The sequence below is a fragment of the Pseudomonas rubra genome (assembly GCF_028656935.1).
Classification (GTDB): Bacteria; Pseudomonadota; Gammaproteobacteria; order Pseudomonadales; family Pseudomonadaceae; genus Aquipseudomonas; species Aquipseudomonas rubra.
The window spans coordinates 148,338-171,005 of sequence record NZ_JAMDGZ010000002.1 but is presented as its reverse complement, the minus strand read 5'-3'; the positions used below and the strand labels follow the sequence as shown (position 1 = coordinate 171,005).

19 protein-coding genes and 1 pseudogene are annotated in these 22,668 nt (G+C 61.4%); 9 read left to right on the top strand and 11 right to left on the bottom strand.

Features of this window, described 5'->3' with window-relative positions; genetic code table 11:
- Positions 1-83 precede the first annotated feature (83 nt).
- A complete protein-coding gene (gene lysM / locus M5G17_RS01550; protein ID WP_038605656.1) occupies positions 84-524 on the top strand; it encodes a peptidoglycan-binding protein LysM in 441 nt (146 codons plus the stop codon).
- On the opposite strand, the gene yrfG is transcribed toward lysM, so the two are convergent.
- Positions 525-1,187: a GMP/IMP nucleotidase gene (yrfG, locus tag M5G17_RS01545; RefSeq protein ID WP_273891262.1), complete on the bottom strand. Its 663-nt coding sequence runs from the start codon at positions 1,185-1,187 to the stop codon at positions 525-527.
- Positions 1,188-1,266: 79 nt separating this feature from the next.
- On the opposite strand from yrfG, the gene nudE reads away from it, so the two are divergent.
- Both nudE and cysQ read left to right on the top strand, forming a co-directional pair.
- Positions 1,267-1,833: an ADP compounds hydrolase NudE gene (gene nudE / locus M5G17_RS01540; protein WP_130261883.1), complete on the top strand. Its 567-nt coding sequence runs from the start codon at positions 1,267-1,269 to the stop codon at positions 1,831-1,833.
- Positions 1,830-2,663 carry a 3'(2'),5'-bisphosphate nucleotidase CysQ gene (cysQ, locus tag M5G17_RS01535; protein ID WP_273891260.1) on the top strand — a complete coding sequence of 278 codons (834 nt, stop codon included), beginning with the start codon at positions 1,830-1,832 and terminating at the stop codon, positions 2,661-2,663. Before nudE ends, cysQ begins: the two co-directional genes overlap by 4 nt.
- On the opposite strand, the gene M5G17_RS01530 is transcribed toward cysQ, so the two are convergent.
- Genes M5G17_RS01530 through rfbB form a run of 7 tightly spaced genes read right to left on the bottom strand, consistent with a single transcriptional unit; the run spans position 2,652 to position 9,731 of the window.
- Positions 2,652-3,107 carry a YiiD C-terminal domain-containing protein gene (locus M5G17_RS01530; protein ID WP_273891259.1) on the bottom strand — a complete coding sequence of 152 codons (456 nt, stop codon included), beginning with the start codon at positions 3,105-3,107 and terminating at the stop codon, positions 2,652-2,654. The two genes, cysQ and M5G17_RS01530, sit on opposite strands and share 12 nt — an antisense overlap.
- Entirely contained in the window at positions 3,104-4,516 is a 1,413-nt protein-coding gene (locus M5G17_RS01525; protein ID WP_273891258.1) for a sigma-54-dependent transcriptional regulator, read from the bottom strand. The genes M5G17_RS01530 and M5G17_RS01525 overlap by 4 nt, the downstream gene beginning before the upstream one ends.
- Positions 4,513-6,327, bottom strand: coding sequence for a sensor histidine kinase (locus M5G17_RS01520; protein WP_273891257.1), 1,815 nt, complete (start codon positions 6,325-6,327; stop codon positions 4,513-4,515). Before M5G17_RS01520 ends, M5G17_RS01525 begins: the two co-directional genes overlap by 4 nt.
- Before the next feature lie 35 nt (positions 6,328-6,362).
- Positions 6,363-7,223: a dTDP-4-dehydrorhamnose reductase gene (rfbD, locus tag M5G17_RS01515; RefSeq protein WP_273891377.1), complete on the bottom strand. Its 861-nt coding sequence runs from the start codon at positions 7,221-7,223 to the stop codon at positions 6,363-6,365.
- Positions 7,224-7,234: 11 nt separating this feature from the next.
- Positions 7,235-7,780: a dTDP-4-dehydrorhamnose 3,5-epimerase gene (rfbC, locus tag M5G17_RS01510; RefSeq protein ID WP_273891256.1), complete on the bottom strand. Its 546-nt coding sequence runs from the start codon at positions 7,778-7,780 to the stop codon at positions 7,235-7,237.
- Complete coding sequence (gene rfbA, locus M5G17_RS01505) at positions 7,780-8,652, bottom strand: glucose-1-phosphate thymidylyltransferase RfbA (protein ID WP_273891255.1); 873 nt, start codon at positions 8,650-8,652, stop codon at positions 7,780-7,782. Before rfbA ends, rfbC begins: the two co-directional genes overlap by 1 nt.
- On the bottom strand, positions 8,649-9,731 hold the full coding sequence (gene rfbB / locus M5G17_RS01500) for a dTDP-glucose 4,6-dehydratase (protein ID WP_273891254.1): 1,083 nt from the start codon (positions 9,729-9,731) through the stop codon (positions 8,649-8,651). Before rfbB ends, rfbA begins: the two co-directional genes overlap by 4 nt.
- A gap of 209 nt (positions 9,732-9,940) precedes the next feature.
- Here rfbB and M5G17_RS01495 point away from each other — a divergent pair, with 209 nt between their 5' ends.
- From M5G17_RS01495 to aguA, 3 genes and pseudogenes are all read left to right on the top strand, one after another.
- Entirely contained in the window at positions 9,941-12,850 is a 2,910-nt protein-coding gene (locus M5G17_RS01495) for an aminotransferase (RefSeq protein ID WP_273891253.1), read from the top strand.
- Between the two features lie 109 nt (positions 12,851-12,959).
- Positions 12,960-13,085 (top strand): annotated as a pseudogene (locus M5G17_RS01490) (N-carbamoylputrescine amidase); the annotation flags it as partial.
- Positions 13,086-13,105: 20 nt separating this feature from the next.
- Entirely contained in the window at positions 13,106-14,212 is a 1,107-nt protein-coding gene (gene aguA, locus M5G17_RS01485) for an agmatine deiminase (protein ID WP_273891252.1), read from the top strand.
- A 454-nt stretch (positions 14,213-14,666) separates the two neighbouring features.
- Here aguA and M5G17_RS01475 read toward each other — a convergent pair whose 3' ends face one another.
- Positions 14,667-16,769 (bottom strand): TonB-dependent receptor, encoded by a 2,103-nt coding sequence (locus M5G17_RS01475; RefSeq protein ID WP_273891251.1) that lies wholly within the window; start codon positions 16,767-16,769, stop codon positions 14,667-14,669.
- Between the two features lie 246 nt (positions 16,770-17,015).
- Between M5G17_RS01475 and M5G17_RS01470 the strand changes: the two genes are divergently transcribed.
- Together M5G17_RS01470 and M5G17_RS01465 are read left to right on the top strand one after the other, a co-directional pair.
- Entirely contained in the window at positions 17,016-17,702 is a 687-nt protein-coding gene (locus tag M5G17_RS01470) for a DsbA family protein (protein WP_273891250.1), read from the top strand.
- 230 nt (positions 17,703-17,932) lie between these two features.
- Positions 17,933-19,225, top strand: coding sequence for an OprD family porin (locus M5G17_RS01465; RefSeq protein ID WP_273891249.1), 1,293 nt, complete (start codon positions 17,933-17,935; stop codon positions 19,223-19,225).
- A gap of 29 nt (positions 19,226-19,254) precedes the next feature.
- Here the strand turns inward: M5G17_RS01465 and M5G17_RS01460 are convergent, their stop codons facing one another.
- Complete coding sequence (locus M5G17_RS01460; protein WP_273891248.1) at positions 19,255-20,187, bottom strand: LysR family transcriptional regulator; 933 nt, start codon at positions 20,185-20,187, stop codon at positions 19,255-19,257.
- 97 nt (positions 20,188-20,284) lie between these two features.
- Between M5G17_RS01460 and M5G17_RS01455 the strand changes: the two genes are divergently transcribed.
- On the top strand, positions 20,285-21,457 hold the full coding sequence (locus tag M5G17_RS01455; RefSeq protein WP_273891247.1) for an MFS transporter: 1,173 nt from the start codon (positions 20,285-20,287) through the stop codon (positions 21,455-21,457).
- Between the two features lie 15 nt (positions 21,458-21,472).
- On the opposite strand, the gene M5G17_RS01450 is transcribed toward M5G17_RS01455, so the two are convergent.
- On the bottom strand, positions 21,473-22,624 hold the full coding sequence (locus tag M5G17_RS01450) for a lysozyme inhibitor LprI family protein (protein ID WP_273891246.1): 1,152 nt from the start codon (positions 22,622-22,624) through the stop codon (positions 21,473-21,475).
- Between the last annotated feature and the right edge of the window lie 44 nt (positions 22,625-22,668).

Below are 22,668 nucleotides of genomic sequence, written 5' to 3'. Positions count from 1 at the left end.
GTCGCTCCACGGCGCAAAGCAGGCGAAGCATTCTAACCTGTCCTAGACTCCTGGCTCCGAGATTCATCACCAAGGAGAGCGGTATGAGCATTTTCAGTTTCATCAAAGAGGCCGGTGAGAAAATCATCGACCTGTTGACCCCGGGTAATGCCAATGCCAGCGAGCAATTGCAGAAGCACGTGGAAGCGGTTGGCCTCGGCAACCCGAATATTCAGGCCACGGTCGATGGCGACAAGGTGACGGTCACCGGAGAGGTGGCCAGCCAGGAAGAGAAGGAGAAGATTCTTCTGGCGCTGGGCAATATCGCTGGCGTGGCTAGCGTGGATGATCAGATCACCGTGACCGGGCCGGTCGTCGCCGCTGCCCGCTTTGTGGTGGTGAAGAAGGGCGACACCCTCAGCGCGATTTCGCTGGCGGTGTATGGCAACGCCAATCTGTACAACAAGATCTTCGAAGCCAACAAACCGATGCTCAAGCACCCGGACAAGATCTATCCGGGTCAGTCGCTGCGCATCCCCGAGTAATCACAACCCTTCGAGCAACGCCCGGTAGTCTTCCACTGCGGCGAACTCTTCGGTATCGCGCGGCCCTTTGCGGCTGTCCGGCTGGCGCACCGCAAGCAGGTGCGCCACGCCGAAGTCGCGGGCACTGCGCAGGATCGACAAGGTGTCGTCGATGAACAGGCTGCGCTGCGGGCTGAAGCCGATATCGGCCTGCAGGGCGCTCCAGAACTGTGGGTTCTCTTTGGGATAGCCATAGTCATGGGAGCTGATCAGGCGCTCGAAGTAGGGCGCAAGCTCGACACGCTCCAGCTTCAATGACAGCGAATCGCGGTGGGCATTGGTGATCAGGATCACCCGCTTTCCGGCCTGTTTGATCGCCTGCAGGAAGGTATCGGCATCCGGGCGCAGGGCGATCAGGTGGGCGGTCTCCAGCTTCAGCTCGCGCACCGGAATATTCAATTCGCGGCTCCAGAAGTCCAGGCAATACCAGTTCAGTGAACCGGCGTGCTGCTCGAACAGCGGTTGCAGTTCGAGCTCGGCCATGGCCCGACTGATGCCGTGCAGCTCGGCGTAGCGCTGTGGCAACTGCTCAAGCCAGAAGTGATTGTCGAAGTGCAGGTCGAGCAGGGTGCCGTCCATGTCCAGTAGGACGGTATCGATGGTGGACCAGGCTAAAACAGGCATATGAAATTCTCGAGCAGTCAGGAGGCAGCAGCTGGGCAAGCCACGGTATAGTAACCCGTTCACGCCAAGGAGCCGCCCCATGCGCCAGAAACCCACTGTCCTCTCTCGCGAGATCGTCGCCAGCAGCCGTCTGTTTCGTGTCGAAGCCGTGCAATTGCGTTTTGCCAACGGCGCCGAGCGCACCTACGAACGCCTGGTCGGGCGCGGCAACGGTTATGGCGCGGTGATGATCGTGGCGATGCTCGATGCCGAGCATGCGGTATTGGTGGAAGAGTACTGCGGTGGTACCGACGAGTACGAACTGTCGTTGCCCAAAGGCCTGATCGAACCAGGTGAAGACGTGCTGGCGGCGGCCGATCGTGAGCTCAAGGAAGAAGCTGGTTTCGGCGCCCGCCAGCTGGAACACTTGACCGAGTTGTCGCTGTCGCCAGGCTATATGAGCCAGAAGATCCAGGTGGTGCTGGCCACCGATCTCTACGAGGAACGCCTGGAAGGCGATGAGCCGGAGCCGATGCGGGTCGACAAGATCAACCTGCGCGAGCTGTCGGCACTGGCCCAGCATCCGCAGTTCTCCGAAGGCCGGGCCCTGGCGGCGTTGTATCTGGTACGCGACCTGCTGAGTCAGCGTGGGGTGTTCCCGGTATGAGCGACATTGTCCTGATGCAACACGTGGTGAATCTGGCTCGCCAGGCAGGCGAGGCCATTCTGCCGTTCTGGCGTGCCGATGTGGCGGTGACCGCCAAGGCTGATGAATCGCCGGTCACTGCCGCTGACCTGGCGGCTCACGAAGTCATTGCCAAAGGTCTGCGGGCAATGGCGCCGCAGATCCCGGTGCTATCGGAAGAGGACTGCGACATTCCCCTGAGCGAACGGCAACACTGGCAGCGCTGGTGGCTGGTCGATCCGCTGGATGGCACCAAGGAATTCATTGCCGGTACGGAAGAGTTCACCGTCAACATCGCCCTGATCGAGCAAGGCCAGGTAGTGTTTGGCGTGGTGGCGATTCCCACCAACGGGCGTTGCTATTACGGCGGTAAGGGCTTCGGTGCCTGGCTGGCAGAAGCGGGCGGGGTGCCCAAGGCCATCAGCGTGCGCAATACACCGTCTGCGGGCGAGCGCTTTACCGTGGTCGCCAGCCGCCGGCACTCCAGCCCGCAACAGGAGGCTTTGCTGGCCGGCCTGGGTGAGGCCGTGGGTGAGCTGGAACTGGCCAATATCGGCAGTTCGTTGAAGTTCTGCCTGCTGGCTGAGGGTAAGGCGGATTGCTATCCGCGTCTTGCGCCCACTTCGCAGTGGGATACTGCAGCCGCCCAGGGCGTGCTGGAGGGCGCCGGTGGCGACGTGCTCGGCCTTGATGGCCAGGCTTTCGTCTACCCGCCGCGCGAATCCTTGCTCAACCCGTTCTTCCTGGCCTTGCCGGCCGCCGCGCCGTGGCGCGACAAGCTATTACAGCAAGCCAAAGCCCTAACGGTGTAGCACGTACTGGCCGCTGAACTGCACAGCAGCCTCGCTGCTGCCGGCGTTGCTGACCTCGGTGTGCAGGTTCAGCCGTGCCCGGCCACGGCGCTGGTAGGTGGCGATGAAACGCTCCCAGATTTTGTCCTCCGGTGCCGCGCAGGTGGCAATGGCCGCGCCGGTAACCGGTAGCGGATAGCTGATCTGGCCTTCCTGGATGACGATATGCCCGTCATCGATCCCCGCTTCGCGCAGCCTCAGGTGCAACCAGCCCCAACCGACCAGCACCGCAGCGCAGTACAGGCTGCCGCCGAACATGGTGCTCTTGTGGTTGACGTTGGCTTCCAGCGGCAGTTGCAGGCGCAGGCAATGCTGTTGCCAGTCGAGCACCTGCAGGCCCATCTGCCGGGTCAGCGGGATGTCGCGGTGCAGCACCGATTCGAGGTAGTGACCGTCTGTACTCATGGCCGGTTGTCCTCCAGATCATCACTGTTGTGGTTGCTGTCGGCAAAGCTCAGGCCGTGTTTACGCAGCTTGTCGTGCAGGGTCTTGCGCGGAATGCCAAGGGCTTCGGCCAGGCTGCGCAGGGAGTTGTGCGAGCGGGCCAGTTCAGCGGCGATCAGAGAGCGTTCGAAATGCTCGACCTGTTCGCTCAGGCTGGCGTTGCCGACGGGGTAAGCGGTGTTGTCGCCAGCAGGCGGCATATCACCGTCCAGGGCCAGTTCCAGCCCCAAGGCGAAGCGTTCGGCGGCGTTCTGCAGCTCGCGCACGTTGCCTGGCCATTCATGGCGCAGCAGCAAGGCCCGTTGTGCGGGTTGCAGCGCATGGACCGGCAGGCCATGGCGCTCGCTGGCCGTATCGGCGAAGTGCTGGAACAGCACCAGGATGTCTTCGCCGCGCTCGCGCAGCGGTGGAATGCGCAGCGGCGCGACGTTCAGGCGGTAATACAGGTCGGCACGGAAGCGCCCTTGGTCGGCGGCTTGACGCAGGTCTTCCTTGGTCGCGGCAATGATGCGGATATCCAGCGGGATCAGCTGGTTGCCGCCCAAGCGTTCGACCACCCGCTCCTGCAGCAGGCGCAGCAGCTTGACCTGCACGTCCAGGCTCATGCTTTCGATTTCATCGAGGAACAGTGTACCGCCGTTGGCAAATTCGAATTTGCCGATGCGGCGTTTCTGCGCGCCGGTGAAGGCCCCAGGTTCGTGGCCGAACAGCTCGCTTTCGACCACCGATTCGGCCAGGGCGCCGGCGTTGATTGCTACGAAGGGGCCGTCACGGCGGCTCGACAGGTCGTGCAGGGCGCGAGCCACCACTTCCTTGCCAGCGCCGGTTTCGCCAAGGATCAGCACGTCGGCGCGGGTGCCGGCCAAGGCGCCGATCTGCTCGCGCAGGCGCAGCATTGGCGCCGAATGGCCGACCAGGCGCGTGCTCAGTTCTTGGCGATCGCTCAAGGCCAGGCGCAGGCTGCGGTTGTCCAGCACCAGGCGGCGCAGGGCCAGGGCACGGCGTACGCTGTCGAGCAGCGCATCGCTGGCGAAAGGTTTTTCCAGGAAGTCGTAGGCGCCATTACGCATGGCCTGCACCGCCAGGGGCACGTCGCCGTGGCCGGTAATCAGCAGCACCGGCAGTTCCGGGTCCTGGCCGCGAAGGTGTTGCAGCAGCTCCAGGCCGTCGATACCGGGCATGCGGATATCGCTGACCACCACGCCCGGCCAGTCGCGTTCGACACGCTCGGCCAAGCCCTGGGCATCACTGAAGGTCAGGACTTTCAGTCCGGCAAGGTCGAGGGTCTGGCTCAGGGCCTGGCGCAAGTGCGGGTCGTCGTCGACCAGGATCACCTGCGTGCGGCTGTCGATGAGCGGCTCGGTCGTCATGCCGATGGGTCCTCCGAAGTGGGTAGTGTGGCGCCGGGCTTGGCGATGCGCAGTTGCAGGGTGAGCAGGGCGCCGCCTTCAGGGTGGTTACCCAGCAGCAACTCGCCGCCCAGCGCACGCATCAAGGTATCGCAGATCGCCAGCCCCAGGCCAAGGCCCTGAGTGCGCGTCTTGGTGGTGAAAAACGGCTCTCGGGCGCGGGCCATGGCTTGGCTGGTAAAGCCCGGTCCGTTGTCGCGAATGTACAGGTAGACGTTGCCATCGCGCTGCTCGGCACTGAGCCAGAGTTTGCGCGGGTTGGCTTTTTCAGTCAGGGCATCCAGAGCGTTGGCCAGCAGGTTGCCGAGCACCTGGCGCAGACGGGTCTCACCGGCCTGGACCCACAAGGTCGCCTCGGGCAGGTCGCGCACCAGCTCCACGGCCATGGCCCGCCGGCGCTTGGCTAGCAGCGCCAGGGCATCGTCCAGAGCCGGCTGCAAGGCCACACTCTCTGGGGCATGGCGGTCGCGACGGGCAAAGGCGCGCAGATGCGCGATGATCGAGGCCATGCGCCCGGTCAGTTCGCTGATCAGCTTGAGATTGCTGCGGGCGTCATCGGTGCGCTGGTGATCGAGCAGGATCTCGGCGTTTTCCGCATAACTACGGATTGCCGCCAGTGGCTGGTTGAGCTCATGGCTGATGCTCGCCGACATGGTGCCCAGTACCGAAAGTTTGCCGGCCTGGACCAGCTCGTCCTGGGCGCGGACCAGTTCCTGTTGGGCCTGTTCGCGTTCCAGTACTTCGCTCTTGAGGCGGCTGTTGAGGCCTTCGAGGTCGGCGGTGCGCTCGATGACGCGCTTTTCCAGTTCCTGGCGGCCATGGGCTTCGAAGTCGATGCGGTCCATGTAGTGGCGCCGGCGCTGCATGATCAGCCCGAGCAGCAGCATCAGGACCAGCAAGGTCGCACCACCAATGGCCACCACTGTGCGCACCGAGCGATCGATCAGGGTGCGTGGGGCGAGGATGCTGACTTGCCAGCCGGTTTCCTCGATGGCCTGGGTTTGCGTCAGCCAGGCCTTGGGGTCCAGGCTCAGCGGTTTAGGTGACTGGGTCGGGTACGGCTGGATGGCGACGATGGCTGCGCGTTCGGCATCGCTTAGCGGCCGGGTGGCACGGAAACGCCAGTCGGGACGCGAGGTGAGGATGACCACGCCATTGTGGTCGGTCAGCAGCAGTTGCTCAGGGGTTTTGCCCCAGAGGGTTTCGGTGTGGTCGAGGTCGACCTTGACCACCAGCGCACCGATCACCTTGTCGCGGTCGCGCACGGCAGCGGCAAAGAAGTAGCCGCGCTTGGCCGAGGTGGTGCCTTGGCCGAAGAAACGCCCCAGGTGCCCGGCGATAGCTTCGCTGAAGTAGGGGCGGAAGGCGAAGTTGCGACCGACGAAACTGTCGCGCTTGTCCCAGTTCGAGGCGGCCAGGGTGTTGCCATTGGCGTCCATCAGGTACATGACCTCGGCGCCGGTCTGGGTGGCGATGTCCTTGAGCAGGCGGTTGGCGTTGGTCAGGGTTTCCAGGCGTAGCGGGTCGGCCAGCACCGCTCGCAGTGCTGGCAGGTCGCCGAGGATCTGCGGCAACGTCTCGTAACGATGCAAGGTGCCGAGCAGGTTGGCCACGTACAGGTCGAGGGTCTGGCGGTTCTGTCCGGCCAGCTCGTCCTGGTAGTAACGTTCAGCCAGGTGCTGCAATGGCCACAGCAAGGGCGCCAGGCATACGGCAAGCATGGCCAGGCTGCGCCAGCGAGGGCGGCGGGGTACGGGTGGGGTTATGTTCATCGCAACTGCGCCAGAATGATCTGGCGCATTATGCGCTACTTCAGGCAGTCGATCAGCGCCTGCTGCCAGTGCGCTTGGCTGACTTGCCACTCGCGTTGCAGGCGACTGCAATCGAGGCGCGAGTTCAGCGGCCGACGGGCGGGGGTCGGGTAATCACTGGAAGGAATCGGCAGCAGCTCGGCACAGGGCAGGCCCTGAGCCTTGAGTTGCTCACCGATAGCCTGGGCAAAGCCGAACCAGGAGGTTTCACCCTGGGCGGTCAGGTGATAGGTACCCCAGGCTCCGGCCTGGCCAGCCTGCCAGCGCTCGATCAGGGCGCGGGTGCTCTGGGCGATGGTGCCGGCCCAGGTCGGTGCGCCGATCTGGTCGGCAACGATGCGCAACTCGGGTTTCTCCTGCAGCAGACGCTGCATGGTCAGCAGAAAGTTGCGCCCATGGCGCGAATACACCCAACTGGTGCGCAGGATCAGGTGCTGACCAGCCACTGCGGTGATTGCCTGCTCACCGGCCAGCTTGCTGCGCCCGTAGACGCCGAGCGGGTTGGGCGCGTCGTCTTCGTTGTAGGGGCTGGCCTTGCTGCCATCGAACACATAATCGGTGGAGTAGTGGATCAGCGGGATGCCGAGCCTGGCGGCTTCTTCGGCAAAGATCCCCGGTGCCGTTGCGTTGATCGCAAACGCCAGCTCCGGCTCGCTTTCGGCCTGATCGACCGCAGTGTGGGCTGCGGCGTTGATGATCAGGTCGGGTTTGAGCGCTTGTACCTGCGCACGAATACCTTCTGGTTGCGCCAGATCCAGCGTGTCGCGCCCCACTACAAGCAGTTGGCCAAGATCGCCCAGGCGCTGTTGCAGCTCCTGGGAAACCTGACCGTGCTGGCCGACAATGAGTATGCACAGTGGAGTTTGAGTCACGGGAACAGCTCTGCTTCACTTAACAACTTGCCGACCTGATCCTTGGCAGAAAGCACAGGTGCGGCTTCGAGCTGCCAGTCAATACTCAAATCCGGGTCGTTCCAACGGATACAGCGTTCTGCAGACGGCACATAGTAGTCTGTGGTTTTGTAGAGAAACTCGGCAAATTCACTCAACACCACAAAGCCGTGGGCAAACCCCTTGGGTATCCACAGCTGGCGATTGTTCTGTGCAGACAGTCGGATACTGGTCCAGTGGCCGAACGTCGGTGAGTTGCGCCGGATATCCACGGCGACATCAAGCACTTCGCCCGCGGTTACCCGGACCAGTTTGTCCTGCGTATGCGTAATCTGATAGTGAAGACCACGCAGCACACCCTTTTGTGAGCCCGAGTGATTGTCCTGCACGAAGTGGGCATTGATACCCGTGGCTTCATGGAAAGAACGCTCGTTGAAGCTCTCGAAGAAGAACCCCCGTTCGTCACCGAATACTTTGGGTTCGATGATGAGTACATCGGGTAGCGTGCTGGGGATCACGTTCATTAGCGATTTCCTACAAGACCGAACAGGTACTGACCGTAACCGGTCTTACCAAACATTTTCGCTCGCTCGAGCAGATGTGCTTCATCAATCCAGCGTTGTTGGTAGGCGATTTCCTCAAGGCAAGCGACCTTCAGACCCTGACGATGCTCGATCGTCTGCACATACTGGGAAGCTTCCAGCAGGCTGTCATGAGTGCCGGTGTCAAGCCAGGCAAAACCACGTCCAAGCAGTTGCACATTGAGGTCGCCGCGCTTGAGGTAGGCGTTGTTGATGTCGGTGATTTCGAGCTCTCCGCGCGGCGAAGGCTTGACCGCCTTGGCGATCTGCACCACCTCGTTGTCGTAGAAGTACAGGCCCGTGACGGCATAGCTGGATTTTGGCTGGGCAGGCTTTTCTTCGATGGACAGCGCGCAACCCTTGGCATCGAACTCGACGACGCCAAAACGCTCCGGATCCTTGACCCAGTAGCCGAATACCGTTGCACCTTTATCACGCAGGATTGCCTGACGCAGTTGTGGGGTGAAACCCTGGCCGTGGAAAATATTGTCGCCGAGGATCAGGCAGACTGAATCGTCGCCGATGAACTCTTCGCCAATCAGGAATGCCTGGGCCAGGCCGTCGGGAGACGGCTGTTCGGCATAGCTGAGTTCGATACCGAACTGGCTACCGTCACCCAGCAGCTGTTTGTACTGCGGCAAGTCCTGTGGCGTGGAGATCAGCAGAATTTCGCGAATACCGGCCAGCATCAGCACCGAGATCGGGTAGTAGATCATCGGCTTGTCGTAGATAGGCAACAGCTGTTTGGAAACACCCAGGGTGATCGGGTGCAGGCGGGTGCCGGAGCCACCCGCCAGGACAATACCTTTGGTCATGCAATCAGATCCTTGAGTTCGCTGGCGCCCAGGCGCTGGCCTTGATAACTGCCGTCTTGTACCCGCTGGCACCACTCCAGGTTGTCCAGGTACCACTGTACGGTCTTGCGCAGGCCGGTCTCGAAGGTTTCTTCAGGGACCCAGCCCAGTTCACGTTCAATCTTGCTGGCGTCGATGGCATAACGCTGGTCGTGGCCAGGGCGATCCTGAACATAGGTGATCAGGTCGGCATAATTGGTAATGCCTGCCGGACGCTGTGGCGCCAGCTCTTCAAGCAGTGTGCAGATGCCGCGTACCACGTCGATGTTTTTCTGCTCGTTATGGCCGCCAATATTGTAGGTCTCGCCCACTTTTCCTTCGGTCACTACCTTGAACAGGGCGCGGGCGTGATCTTCGACGAACAGCCAGTCACGCACTTGCAGGCCATTGCCGTACACCGGCAGTGGCTTGCCCGCCAGGGCATTGAGAATCACCAGCGGAATGAGTTTTTCCGGGAAGTGGAACGGCCCGTAGTTGTTCGAGCAATTGGTGATCAGCACCGGCAGGCCATAGGTACGTTGCCAGGCGCGAACCAGGTGGTCGGACGCAGCCTTGCTGGCCGAATAAGGCGAGCTTGGCGCGTAAGGCGTGGTTTCGGTGAACAGGTCATCGACGCCATGCAGGTCGCCATACACTTCGTCGGTGGAAATGTGGTGGAAGCGGAACGCAGCACGTTCGTCGGCAGGCAGGGTCAGCCAGTAGGCGCGGGTAGCTTCCAACAAGCTGTAAGTGCCGACGATATTGGTGTGGATAAAGTCGGAAGGACCGTCGATCGAGCGGTCGACATGCGATTCAGCTGCAAGGTGCATGATCGCATGCGGTTTGAAACGCTCAAGCACAGCACTGACTGTAGCCTGATCGGCGATGTCTGCCTGGACGAACTCGTAGCGGGTATCGGTCGCGATGCTGGTCAGCGACTCCAGGTTACCGGCATAGGTCAGCTTGTCGAGGTTGAGCACTTCGTGCTCGGTATTGGTGATCAGGTGACGCACCAGCGCCGAACCGATAAAGCCGGCCCCGCCGGTGATGAGAATTCGCATGTCTGGCTGCCTTTCTTCCATAACTGACATTAAGCATAAAGTGCGTAGCTTGTGGCCGGGCGCAGGCGGGTGCAAGCAAAAAGCGCCGAAACGCTCGTTTATGCCTGGTTCAATCAGCCACTTAGCGGAATGTCAGCAATTTTACCTGTTGTTCTTGCTTATCGGCAGCCGCAATGGCGATATGAGCAATAAAAAACAGGTTTCTGCCCATGTCGCTCAGCACCCTGATTCATCGCTCCAGCCAGCCATGTCCTGACGTCAGCCCGCAGCAGGCAGCGACCTTGCTGCAGGACCATTATGGTCTCAACGGCTCGCTGCATGCGCTGGGCAGCCAGCAAGACCAAAACTTCCGTCTGCAGTCCCCGCAGGGACGCTTCGTGTTGAAAGTTTGCCATGGTGCCTACGCCGCTGCTGAGCTTGAGGCGCAACATGCCGCCCTGGGGTACCTGCGTGACCAGGGGCTGCCGGTGCCCGCCGTGCAGGTTGCTCGATCGGGCGAGCACCTGCTGGATGTCAATATCGACGGCCAGCCTCTGCGCGTGCGCCTGCTCGACTACATAGAGGGCCGGTCGCTGACCCGGATCAAGCACATGGAGCCGCGCCTGGTTGCGGAGTTGGGCCGTCTCTGTGCGCAAGTTGACCTGGCCCTGGCTGACTTCATCCACCCAGGCCTTGAGCGCACATTGCAGTGGGATCCACGCCATGCCCAGGCGCTGATAGGTCATCTACTGCCGGTACTGGACAGCAGTCCTCGGCAAGCGCGGGTCAAGGCCGCCGCTGATCAGGCTCGGGAGCACTTGCAACCGCTGATCGCGGCGCTGCCATGGCAGGCCGTGCACCTGGATATCACCGATGACAACGCCGTCTGGCTGCGTGACGAGCAACGCCAGTGGCAATTGCAAGGGCTCATCGACTTCGGCGATCTGCTGCACACCTGGCGTATCGCCGAGCTGTCCGTTACCTGTGCTGCGCTGTTGCATCACGCCGAGGGCGATCCGCTGCGGATACTGCCCGCTGTCGAGGCCTACCACGCACTCAATCCGTTGACCGAGGCCGAGCTCAAGGCGTTGTGGCCTCTGGTTGTGGCGCGCGCCGCCGTGCTGGTGCTCAGCGGCGAGCAGCAACTGAGCGTCGATCCGGGCAATGTCTACAGCCGCGACAACCTGGCCCATGAGTGGGAAATCTTCGATGTCGCCACCAGCGTGCCGTTCGAGCTGATGGAGGCGGCCATCCTGCAGGCTGCCGGGCAAGACCTGCCAGCCCTTGTGCTGCAAGACGCCGTTCCATTACTGACTGCTTCGCTCGCAGCCCAGGTGGTTACGGTAGATCTGGGAGTGCTCAGTGAGCATTACCAGGCCGGGAACTGGGAGCAGCCCGGCATCGATCAAAGGTTGCTGGCCGAGCAGGCTGCAACGTCAGGTGCGGCCTGCTCCTTGTTTGGCCAGTATCGTTTGTCGCAAACCCACATCGACAACCCGGCAGAGCCCGCGACTTTTGCTCTGCACGTGGATCTGCAGTTACCGTCTGCAACGCTGTTGCAGGTGCCTTGGGCTGGCACTTGGCGCCAATATGGCGAGGACAGTGGTTGCTTGGAAGGGCAGGCATGCAGCCTGTGGTTGCACGGCCTGGGCCAAGGCCCTGATGACGGTCAGGTGTTAGCCAAAGGGCAGTCGCTGGGTGCCAGCGGTGGGGTGTTGCGTGTGCAGTTGTGTCGGGTGATCGGGCTGTACCCGCCGGCATTTGTCGAACCTTCACGGGCCCGGGGCTGGCAAGCACTGTGCCCTTCACCGCAGGCGATCCTCGGCTTTGCCTGCGACGCCGAACCGCTGGCAGATGCCCAGGCGCTGCTGGCCCGCCGCGATGCCAGCTTTGCCCGCTCGCAGAAGCACTACTACCAGCAGCCACCGCATATCGAGCGCGGATGGCGCAATTACCTGTTCGACATGCAGGGCAGGGCCTACCTGGACATGCTCAATAACGTCGCGGTACTGGGCCACGGTCATCCGCGCATGGTTGCTGAATCGGCGCGGCAGTGGTCGCTGCTCAACACCAACTCGCGCTTTCACTATGCCGCTATCGCCGAGTTCTCCGAGCGCTTGCTGGCATTGGCACCCAGCGGCATGGACCGGGTATTTCTGGTCAACAGCGGCACCGAAGCCAATGACCTGGCGATTCGTCTGGCCTGGGCCTACAGCGGCGGGCGCGATCTGCTCAGCGTGCTGGAGGCGTACCACGGCTGGTCGGTGGCCACCGATGCGATTTCCACTTCCATCGCCGATAACCCGCAGGCCTTGAGCACCCGGCCGGACTGGGTGCACCCGGTGATTGCGCCCAACACCTATCGTGGTGCTTACCGTGGTGCCCAGAGCAGCGCTGACTATCTGCGCGATGTTGATGCCAAGCTCGACGCACTGGCTGCTGAGCAAAGGCAACTGGCCGGCTTCATTTGTGAGCCGGTGTACGGCAATGCTGGTGGCATCTCGCTGCCGCCAGGTTACCTGCAACAAGCGTACGCAAAGGTACGGGCAGCGGGCGGCGTGTGCATCGCCGACGAAGTGCAGGTCGGCTACGGGCGGTTGGGTACCTGGTTCTGGGGATTTGAGGAGCAGGGGGTGGTGCCGGACATCATTACCATGGCCAAGGGCATGGGTAACGGCCAGCCTTTGGGCGCGGTGATTACCCGTCGGGAGATCGCCGAAGCGCTGGAGGCGGAGGGTTATTTCTTCTCATCCGCCGGCGGCAGCCCGGTCAGTTGCCGCATCGGCATGGCCGTGCTGGATGTCATGCAAGAGGAGGGGCTGTGGGAGAACGCCCGGGAAGTCGGCGGCTACTTCAAGGCGCGGCTGCAGCAGTTGGTCGATAAACATCCGTTGGCAGGCGCTGTGCATGGCTCTGGTTTCTACCTTGGGCTGGAACTGGTGCGTGATCGCCACACGCTTGAGCCGGCGAGCGCCGAGACCACCCTGTTGTGCAACCGCTTGCGCGACCTGGGCATCTTCATGCAGCCCACGGGGGACTACCTCAATATTCTCAAGATCAAACCGCCGATGTGTACCACTCGGGCCAGTGTCGACTACTTCGTCGACAGCATCGATAGGGTGTTGTCGGAAGACCTGTAATACCTGAGCTAAAGCCGTCTAATTCGATTGTTATCGGATTAGACGGCTTTTTGTTGGATTTATTTTTATTTGTTCGCTTTTAAAGTCGATATTTATCGGATATAAACTTCTCTTGGTGCATGCTTTCGACCTCAATAAACTTGAGCACATTCGCAGTGCCTGGGGCACCTTCGGTGACCGTCGTCCGCATCTGTACGACCCGCTGAAGACCCTCGACGGCGCGCTGCAATCCTGACAGTCCAGCAAGGATCCTTTATGAAAACTCTCACCAGTACCCCGCGCGCCGACGGCTTTCACATGCCTGCCGAATGGGCACCACAAACCCAGGTCTGGATGGTCTGGCCCGAGCGCCCGGACAACTGGCGTCTGGGCGGCAAGCCGGTGCAGGCTGCCCACGTAACCTTGGCCAAGGCCATCGCCCGATTCCAGCCGGTGACCGTTGCGGTCTCCGCCGCACAGTACGATAACGCCCGAGCGCGCCTGGACCTGCCGAACGTCCGCGTGGTGGAAATCAGCAACGACGACGCCTGGGTTCGCGATACCGGCCCGACCTTCGTTATCAATGACAGCGGTGAAGTACGTGGCGTCGATTGGGGTTTCAACGCCTGGGGCGGCTTCGAGGGTGGGCTGTACTCGCCGTGGAATCGCGACGAGCAACTGGCCAGCAAGGTACTGGAGATGGAGCGCTGCCAGCGCTACCACACCGAAGGCTTCGTGCTCGAAGGTGGCTCGATCCACGTCGACGGTGAAGGCACGCTGATCACCACCGAAGAATGCCTGCTCAACCACAACCGCAACCCGCACCTGAGCCGCGAGCAGATCGAAGCGATCCTGCGCGATCACCTGGCGGTGGACAGCATCATCTGGCTGCCGGATGGCCTGTACAACGACGAGACCGACGGCCATGTCGACAACTTCTGTTGTTACGTTCGCCCAGGTGAAGTGTTACTGGCCTGGACCGATGATCCGCAAGACCCCAACTATGCGCGTTGCCATGCGGCAATGGCGGTGCTGGAAAACAGCCGTGACGCCCAAGGTCGTGCCTTTACCGTGCACAAGATGCCGATTCCTGGGCCGCTGTTCGCCACTGAAGAAGAGTGCGCCGGGGTCGATCCGGTGGCCGGCAGCCAGGAGCGCAACCCATCGGTGCGCCTGGCCGGATCCTACGTCAACTTCCTGATCGTCAATGGCGGCATCATCGCACCAAGCTTCGACGACCCTGCAGATGCTGAGGCTAGAGCGATTCTGGCGCGAGTGTTCCCTGACCACGAAGTGGTGATGATCCCCGGGCGGGAGATGCTTCTGGGTGGCGGCAACATTCATTGCCTGACCCAGCAGCAACCGGCGCCCGCCAAGGGCTGAAGTGCAGTACGCAAAAAGCCCGTCATTTGACGGGTTTTTTTTTGCGTGGACGACGACTGGCATGCGCTTCTGGCACACCTCTTGTATTTGTTTTGCATTGTATTTCAAACAGATAGGCCAGCATGGTTCTGTCACAAAGTTTGAGTAGGTTTGCCGCTCACGGCCCCAGGGAGTACGTGTGAAAATGAATGCAGCAAGTGAGCCGGCTTCGCCCCCATCAGCGATGAATCACGAGTCCCTCCAGCGCGTAGCGCAGTGGTTGAAACACCATGGAGCAAACCGGGTCAGGAAGGCCGACCAGCGTCGCACGCTGCTGGCGCGATATCCAACAGGCCTGCTTACCGAAGCAGAGCTGGAGGCGCTGTTGGGTGATGGCAGCCGCTAGGTGGTTCAGCAACAGAAATGAAAAGGGCGGCATTGTCTGAACAATGCCGCCCTTTTTCGTTGTTTGCGTTTAGAAGCTGTAGGTGCCAGTGACGATCAGGCTGCGTGGGTCACCGAACTGGATCTGCCCGGCGCTGGTGGCCGAACTGTAGTAGGTCTTGTCGGCGATGTTGTTGAGCGCCGCGCGCAGGTCCCAGTCCTTGGTGCGGAAACCGGCCAGGGCATCCCAGCGGCCATAGCCAGGCAGGAGCGCGGTGTTCTGGTTGTCGGCGTAACGCTCGCCGACCAGGGTCAGGCCGGTTTCACCGTACCAGCCCATCTCCGGCTTCCAGGTCACGAACAGGCTGCCGTTACGCTTGGCGACGTTGCTCACGCGGTTGCCTTCCTGGCCGTTGTTGTCCTCGACAATAGTTGCATCCTGAATGCCGATGCCGCCGCGCACATACCAGTTGCCAACGATGTTGCCCGTAGCGGTCAGCTCTACACCGCGCGAGCGCTGCAGGCCGGAGAGCAGGGTGATGCCAGGGTTGTTCGGGTCGCTGGTACGGCGGTTGTAGAGTTCAAGCTCGTAGACCGCCAGGGTGGTGCTCAGGCGCTCGTCGAGCCAGTCGCTCTTGACCCCGATTTCCTTCTGCCGGGTCTGCTCCGGGCTGGTTTCGTTGGTGTTGCCGGCTGCACCCGGGGTGATGCCGATCAGGCCACCGCCCACTGGCGAGAAGGTCTTGCTCCAGGAGGCATAGAACGAGTGTTCTTTCCACGGTGAATAGACCACGCCCAGGCGTGGACTGGTGCTGTTGCTGTCCTGTGTTTCGGCGATGCCGCGGACCTTGTTGGTGGTTTCCACCTCGAACTGGTCGAAACGCACGCCGGCCAGCACTTGCCACTGATCGTTCAGGCGCAGTTGGTCCTGCAGATAAAGGCCGCGGCTGTCGACCACGGTGTGGTTGTTGCTGGAGACCACCATGGTGCCGGTGTGCTGCAGGTTATGGTTGGGGTTGTACAGGTCCAGGCCTGGTACCGGGCGAGCGCCGGCGCCCGAGGTCGCTGCCGTGTAAAGAATCGGATCGCGGCGCTGGTTGCCGAACTCAAGGCCGGTGAGTAGGGTGTGCTGCAGGCCGAAGGTGTCGAAGTTGCCTTCCAGCTCAAGGTTGTTGAACAGGTTGCGGGTGTTCAGGTCCTGCTGCCAGCGCTGGCGGGCGACTTGCTTGGTGGTGGTGTTGTAGCCGGTCAGGTAGGTGTTGTCGAAGTCGCTGTTGAGCTTGAACAGGCCCAGGGTATGACGTACCTGCCAGTTGTCGCTGAGCTGGTAGTTCAGGCGCGAGCGCAGGGACTGCGCCTTGTCGTCGATGAAGTCGCGCTGGGTGTCGCCGTAGGTGGTGTCGCGGCCAACGTCTGCCGGGCGGCCATTGACGCTGGGAATGCCGCGATCGGGGGTGCGGTTGTAGCGACTGTACTCGTACTGCACCAGCCAGTTCAGATCTGGCGTCAGCTGCCAGCTCATCGACGGCGCGAACAACTGGCGGCTGCCATCGATACCGTCGCGAAAGCTGTTGTTGTCCTGGTTACCCATGTTCAGGCGCAGGCTGATGTTGTCGGTCGGGTCGGTGCTGAGGTCGGCGTACAGGCTGCGCAGGTCTTCGCTGCCGCCCTGGGCCTCGATGCTGGAGCGCCGGCCGGCTTCGGGCAGCTTGCTCACCCGGTTGACGATCCCGCCCTGGCTGCCACGGCCATAGAGTACGGCGGCGGGGCCCTTGAGCACTTCGATGCGTTCGATGTTGTGCAGGTCGCGTACGTATTGGCTGTCGTCGCGAATACCGTCCAGGTAAAAGTCGTTGCTGGCGTCGAAGCCGCGGATGCGCACGCTGTCAAAGCGGGTATCGGCGCCGCTGCTGACGTTGGGGATGCCGTTGAGTGCCTTGCCCAGGTCGTTGCTGCCGTAGTCCATTACGTTGCTGGTTTTCACCGAATCGATGGCCTGAGGCACATAGCGGGCCGGTGTGGCGGTACGGGTTGCGGTGCTGACTTCACGCACCCGCGGATCATCGCGCTCGCGATCAGACTCGGCGGTAACCGAGACTTCGGGCAACGTGGTGGTGGCAGCAGTAACCAGGCCTGAGCTGAAAAACAGCGACAAGCCCAGGGTCAGGGGGGAAAGGCGGCAGGGGGCAAACATGACGGACATCCGGGGATTTATTGGAGTGGGAAAATTTTGCGCGAATGATAATGCTTGCCATTTACTAACGTTAATTGTTTCTGACTTTGTCGACGAGCTGTATATTTCTAAATGTTTCTGTCTATAGGTCTTTAGTCTCACCTCTGATTTGTGTGGTTTTTCGCAACAAAGCTGTAACCCACGCAGCGTTTTTCGCAATCATCATCCGGCCTACCCTGATGCCATCACTTTTCCCTGGAGGCATCCATGCCGGTGCAAACCACGCTTCACTATGTTTTCGACCCGCTGTGCGGCTGGTGCTATGGCGCCGAGCCGCTGATCAAGGCAGCCAGCGGCCTGATGCCGATCGTGCTGCATGGCGGCGGAATGATGGCCGGGGCCAACCGGCAGAGGGTTTGCGCCAGCTTGCGCGACTTTGTCATGCCCCACGACCGGCGCATCGCCGAGTACACCGGGCAGCCTTTTGGTCGCGATTACTTCGAAGGCTTGCTGCGTGACAACGAGGCGCTGTTCGACTCGGAGCCGCCAATCGCCGCCGTGCTGGCGGCAGAGCAATTGGCAGGTCGTGGCTTGGAGCTGCTGGCGCGGTTGCAGCGCGCGCACTATGTCGAAGGGCGGCGGATTGCCGATGTAACCGTCCTTGCGGCCATCGCCGATGAGCTCGGCCTGCCAGAGCAGGCGTTTGCCAGCGCGTTGCGGGACGTCGACACCCAAGGCCATATGCAGGCCAGTCGCGCCTTCCTGGCCAATGTCGGCGGGCAGGGTTTCCCCACCCTGGTGCTGGAGCGCGAAGGGCGCTTGCAGGTGATCGACATCGGCCCCTATCTGGGCAAGCCCGAGGCCTTCGTGCAGTGGCTGGATCGAGAGTTCTACCTCAGCGCCGAGGCCGAGGCGTCAAGCGCAATGGTTTGCGCTGCGGATGGCTGCTACTAGCAGCCGGAAAGACTTCCTTTTCACGAAATTTTGACATGCTGATCCGCACGCGGATAGGATTCGGTCAACGCCTGTAGGTCCATCGGCCAAGAGTCCAGAAAAAAGGCCCCCTGCGAACATTCGCAGGTGGGCTTTTTATTTTCAGACCCGTGAGCGTCAACCCACGCAGGGGGCGTGGTTTTTGGCGTTTGGTCACAGAGCGTCTTTGACTAAGTAATAAGGAAAATAAAATGTTGAAAACCAGGATCAGTCTGATCGCGCTGGGGCTTATGGCAGCGACTCAGGCTATGGCCAATGACCAGGCCGAGGCCAAGGGCTTCGTGGAAGACAGCAAAGCCAGCGTTCTGCTGCGCAATGCCTTCATCAACCGCGACAAGAAGCACCATGCCAAGGACCAGAGCGAATGGGGCCAGGCCTTCATCGGCAAGTTCTCCTCTGGTTACACCCAAGGCACCGTGGGTGTCGGTGTTGACGCATTCGGTCTGTACGCTGTACGTCTGGACGGCGGCAAGGGCCGTAATGGCGGCGGCGGTATCGACTTCTTCAAGCCGGGTGAAGGCGACACGCAAGATAACCCGCAAAACTCCCCGCACAACCTGGCCCGTGGTGGCGCAGCAGTCAAATTCCGCCTCTCCAATACCGTACTGAAGTACGGTGACCAGATGCCGGAACTGCCAGTACTGAATTACGACGACGGTCGCCTGCTGCCAGAAAGCTTCACCGGTACCCTGATCACCTCCAAGGAAATCAAGGGTCTGGAACTGAACGCCGGTCGTTTCACCCAGGAAGCGCGTAAAAGTGCCGAGGGCCGTGACAGCGGTGGCCTGAAGTCGATCAACGTCTTCGGCGGTAGCTACAAGTTCACCGACAACCTGTCGGCTTCCCTGTACGGCTCCGATGTTGAAGACGTGCTTAAGAAGCAGTACCTGGGCGTCAACTACGTTCAGCCGATCGCCGATGACCAGTCCCTGACGCTGGACTTCAACGGCTACAAGACCAAGCTGGACAAGAAGTTCGCCACTGACGACCGTCGTGACAACACGATCTGGAGCCTGGCCGCGACTTACGCGTTTGGCCCGCACTCGGTCACCCTCGCTCATCAGCGCAGTACTGGCGACACCGGTTACAACTACAGCGGTTATCAAAATGCTGGTGGTGTAGGTGATGGTGGTTCGACCATCTACCTGGCCAACTCCTACTGGTCCGACTTCAACAACGAAGACGAGCGTTCCTGGCAGATCGCCTACGGTCTGGACTTCGGCGCCTTTGGCGTACCGGGCCTGACCTACAAAGTAGCCTACGTGCGTGGTGACAACATCAACACCCGTGGCTTGGGCGAAGGTACTGAGCGCGAGATTTTCAACCAGTTCAAGTACGTGGTTCAGGAAGGCCCGGCCAAGGATCTGTCCGTCAAACTGCGTAGCTCGTTCCTGCGTACTTCTGACAACCTGCGTCAGGCTGACATCAACGACGACGGCAACGAAGTCCGCGTGTTCATCGAGTACCCGATCAGCATTCTCTGAGTGCTGTTTGTGTCTCCAGCAACCCCGGCCTAGGCCGGGGTTGTTTTTTTTGTGCTGTCAGCCACGTCGCATCGTGGGTCAGTCGCGAGGATGCGCAGAAATTCATCGGCCGCCGGTGAGCGCCGATGTCGATGGCTCATGGCGAGCAGGTCGATACTGGCTGCGGCCTCGCTCAAGGGGCGATAGCACACACCGGGCAAGTGCAATGCCCGAGTACAGGCCGGCACCAGGGCGATGCCCTGGCCGGCGGCCACCAGCGCAATGATCGAGGTGATCTGCCGTCCCCTCGGGCCGCGCAGCAAGGGGAGTTGGCAGTGCTGGAACAGGCGCTCGATGGCATCGTTGAGCCCGGTACCCTGTTCGTCGCTGTACAGCACTACCGGATGCGCCTGCAACTGCGCAAGGCTCACACGCTCCAGGGCCGCCAGCGGATCATCTGCGGCCAGGGCCACCAGTAACGGTTCCTGATCCAGGGGCTGAACCTGCAGCGCGTCGAATTCCTGAGGCGGCAACAGCCGGCTCAGACCGATTTCCAGAGTGCCTTCGGCAATGTGCTGCCACTGCGCACTGGAGGGTTCCTCGACCAAGGTCAGGCGCACGGCGGGATAGGTGTGGGAAAACTGCTGGATGGCCTGGGTGAAACGTTCACTCAAGGCCACGGAGCTGGCATAGCCGATGCTCAATTGCCCGGCCGTCCCGGCAGCCAGCCTGGCGGCGAACTGCTCGCTGCGTAGCAACTGCTCCACAACGCCACGGGCATAGGGCAGGAACTGCTGGCCTTCGCAGGTCAGGTTGACACTGCGACTGCTGCGCTCGAACAGACGAAACCCCAGCTGGCTTTCCAGCGCCGAGATCTGCCGGGTCAATGCTGGCTGGGCCAGGTGCAGACGCGCAGCGGCGCGGCCGAAATGCAGGTCGTCGGCGACGGCAATGAAATAGCGCAGCTTACGCACATCGAGCATGGTGCACCCTGAGGTATCAATCGGTCGGGATTCGGTATTGGCCAGGCGGGACGACCTGGCCCTATAAAGACGGCTCTTTACTGTAACGAGTTTTGCCATGCCAGCGCATTCGTCTGCCGCCCGCATCGCCCTGTTCCTGTGCGGCTGCGCTGCGTTCCTACCGCTCTATGCAACCCAGGGCATTCTTGCTGAACTCGCCCGCAGCTTTGCCGTAGACACCCGGCAAGTGAGCTGGAGCATCACCTCGACCACCCTGGCCGTGGCCTTGGTCGCACCCTTTGTCGGGGTGCTGACGCGACGCTTGCGCCCGAAGACGGTACTGGTTGTGGCGTCGATGCTACTGAGTGTGCCGGGCTTGATGCTGGCGTGCGCCCAGGACCTCAACAGTCTGCTGCTCTGGCGCTTCGTGCAAGGCATGCTGATACCGGTGATCTTTGCCACCAGTGTCGCTTACATCGGCGAGCGCTGGCAGGGCGCGCAGGTTACAGAAGTCACCAGCCTGTATGTTGCCGGGACCATTCTCGGCGGTTTCGCCGGGCGCTTTGTCACCGGCCTGGTCACTCAATACCTGGGCTGGCGCGAAGCCTTCGTGCTGCTGGCGATGCTGACGGTGCTGCTTGGCTTGTGTATCCACTGGTTGTTGCCTGGCGCGGCGCGGCGGGTCGAGGATGCTGTGGGTGGCAACCGCCTGAGCACGCTGGGCAACCCGCAGTTGTTGGCTGCCTGCCTGGTAGGCTTTTGCGTGCTGTTTGCACAGATTGCCACCTTCACCTACGTCGGCCTGTATCTGTTGGCAGCCCCCTTCAAGCTAAGTGTCGCCGCCCTGGGTTCGGTGTATGCGGTGTTCCTCCTAGCGCTGGTGGTTACGCCAATTGCCGGGCGTTTGGCGGGCGCCAGGCCGCCTGCGCATTTGGTGGTGATCGCGGGTGTTTTAGGGCTAGTGGGGTCGTTGCTGACGTTACTTGCCAACCTGTGGTGGATCATCCTCGGGCTGGCACTGAGTTCCACCGGCGTGTTTCTGGCCCAGGCCGCCGCCAATGCGTTCATCACCACCACCGCCAGGCACAACAAGGCCGGCGCCGTAGGTTGCTACCTGACGTTCTACTACCTGGGCGGCAGTGTCGGGGCGCTGCTGCCGGCGCTGTTGTGGGCACGTTGGGGTTGGACGGGTTGTGTGCCGCTGATCATGGGCGCGCAATTGCTGGTGATGGTGATTGCCTGGTTTGGCTGGCGGCGCCGCGATGCAGTTGCTACAGCGCAACTGCATTAACCGCCGAATGCGTTGTTACTGGTCAGGCGCGATGGCAAACATCAACTGGTCGACTTCCAGATAAACGATGGCTTCGCGGCCATTGACGTCTACCGGGCGGGCGGCAACGGCTTCATGCTCGGGGACGATTTTCTCCAGGCGCTTGCTGACCAGGTCGACCCGCCAGACACAGGCGAAACCACCGTTGTTGTCGAAGTACAGCACTGGCCGGGTCGGGTTCCAGGTCGGGTTTACCAGGCTCCAGCCGCCGGCGTCCTTGTCCATCACCCGGTCGTAAGGATTGTCGCCCTTTACATGCGGGTAGTAGAGCAACAGGCCGGAGTTATCCTGGTTCAGGTCGCCGCTGATCCGCGCCTTGGCGAAGCGCGTGCTGTTGGACTGGGCCGCGTACAGTTGCGTCGAGGGCTGCGGCGTGGCCTTGGAGCCCAACTTATAGGCCATGCTCTGCTGGGCTTCGCCGGTGGTCTTGTGTCGGTAGTAGAACATGCCGTCAATGATCCCGGCGTAACGCTGGCCCTGGTCATTGGCGGAGATATTGCTCCAGCCGTCGAAGCGTACATCGTGGGCGAACGCGTGCAGGCCAGGGCGGGCATCGGAGTATTCGTAGAGCGTGCCGACAGGACGGCTCTCGTAGATATTGCCCGGATTGCTGGCCTCTTCATCCTGCTTTTCGGCGACAAACAGCACCACGTTCAGCACGCCATCCAGGGTGACGGCGTCCACCAGATAGACAAAATGCTCGTCGCTCTTGTTCGGGACGGTGGCCAGGGCAAAGCGCTGCCACGGCTCATCTTCGATCTGCGTATAGCGCTGTTCGCGAGAAAGAGGCTGGAGGGACTGTGGATCGATGGGCGTCACGGCCGGAGCGGGCGTCAGCAGTTTGATCTGTTGATCGTAGGCAACGTCCAGGCAGTCGGCTTTCTCGCAACGGTTGCGCACTTCCTGCAGCCAGAAGCTCTCCAGTTCACGGAAGATCTTGCGATCCTTCAGCGGCTTGTAGAGTTCGTTGAGCTTATCGTCCTTGGCCGACAGCGATGGCGTGGTACAGATGGCGGTTTCCACCAGGGTGCTGGCCTTGCTGCAGTCAAAGCCTGCGGCGACGGTGGTGGGGCTGTGCAGGCAGGCAGCGAACAGGGCAGCAGGAAGCAGGCGCGCGGCGGATTTCATCGGACGTCCATGTGAGTTTGAGCGGGGTGCGGATGATACTTCAG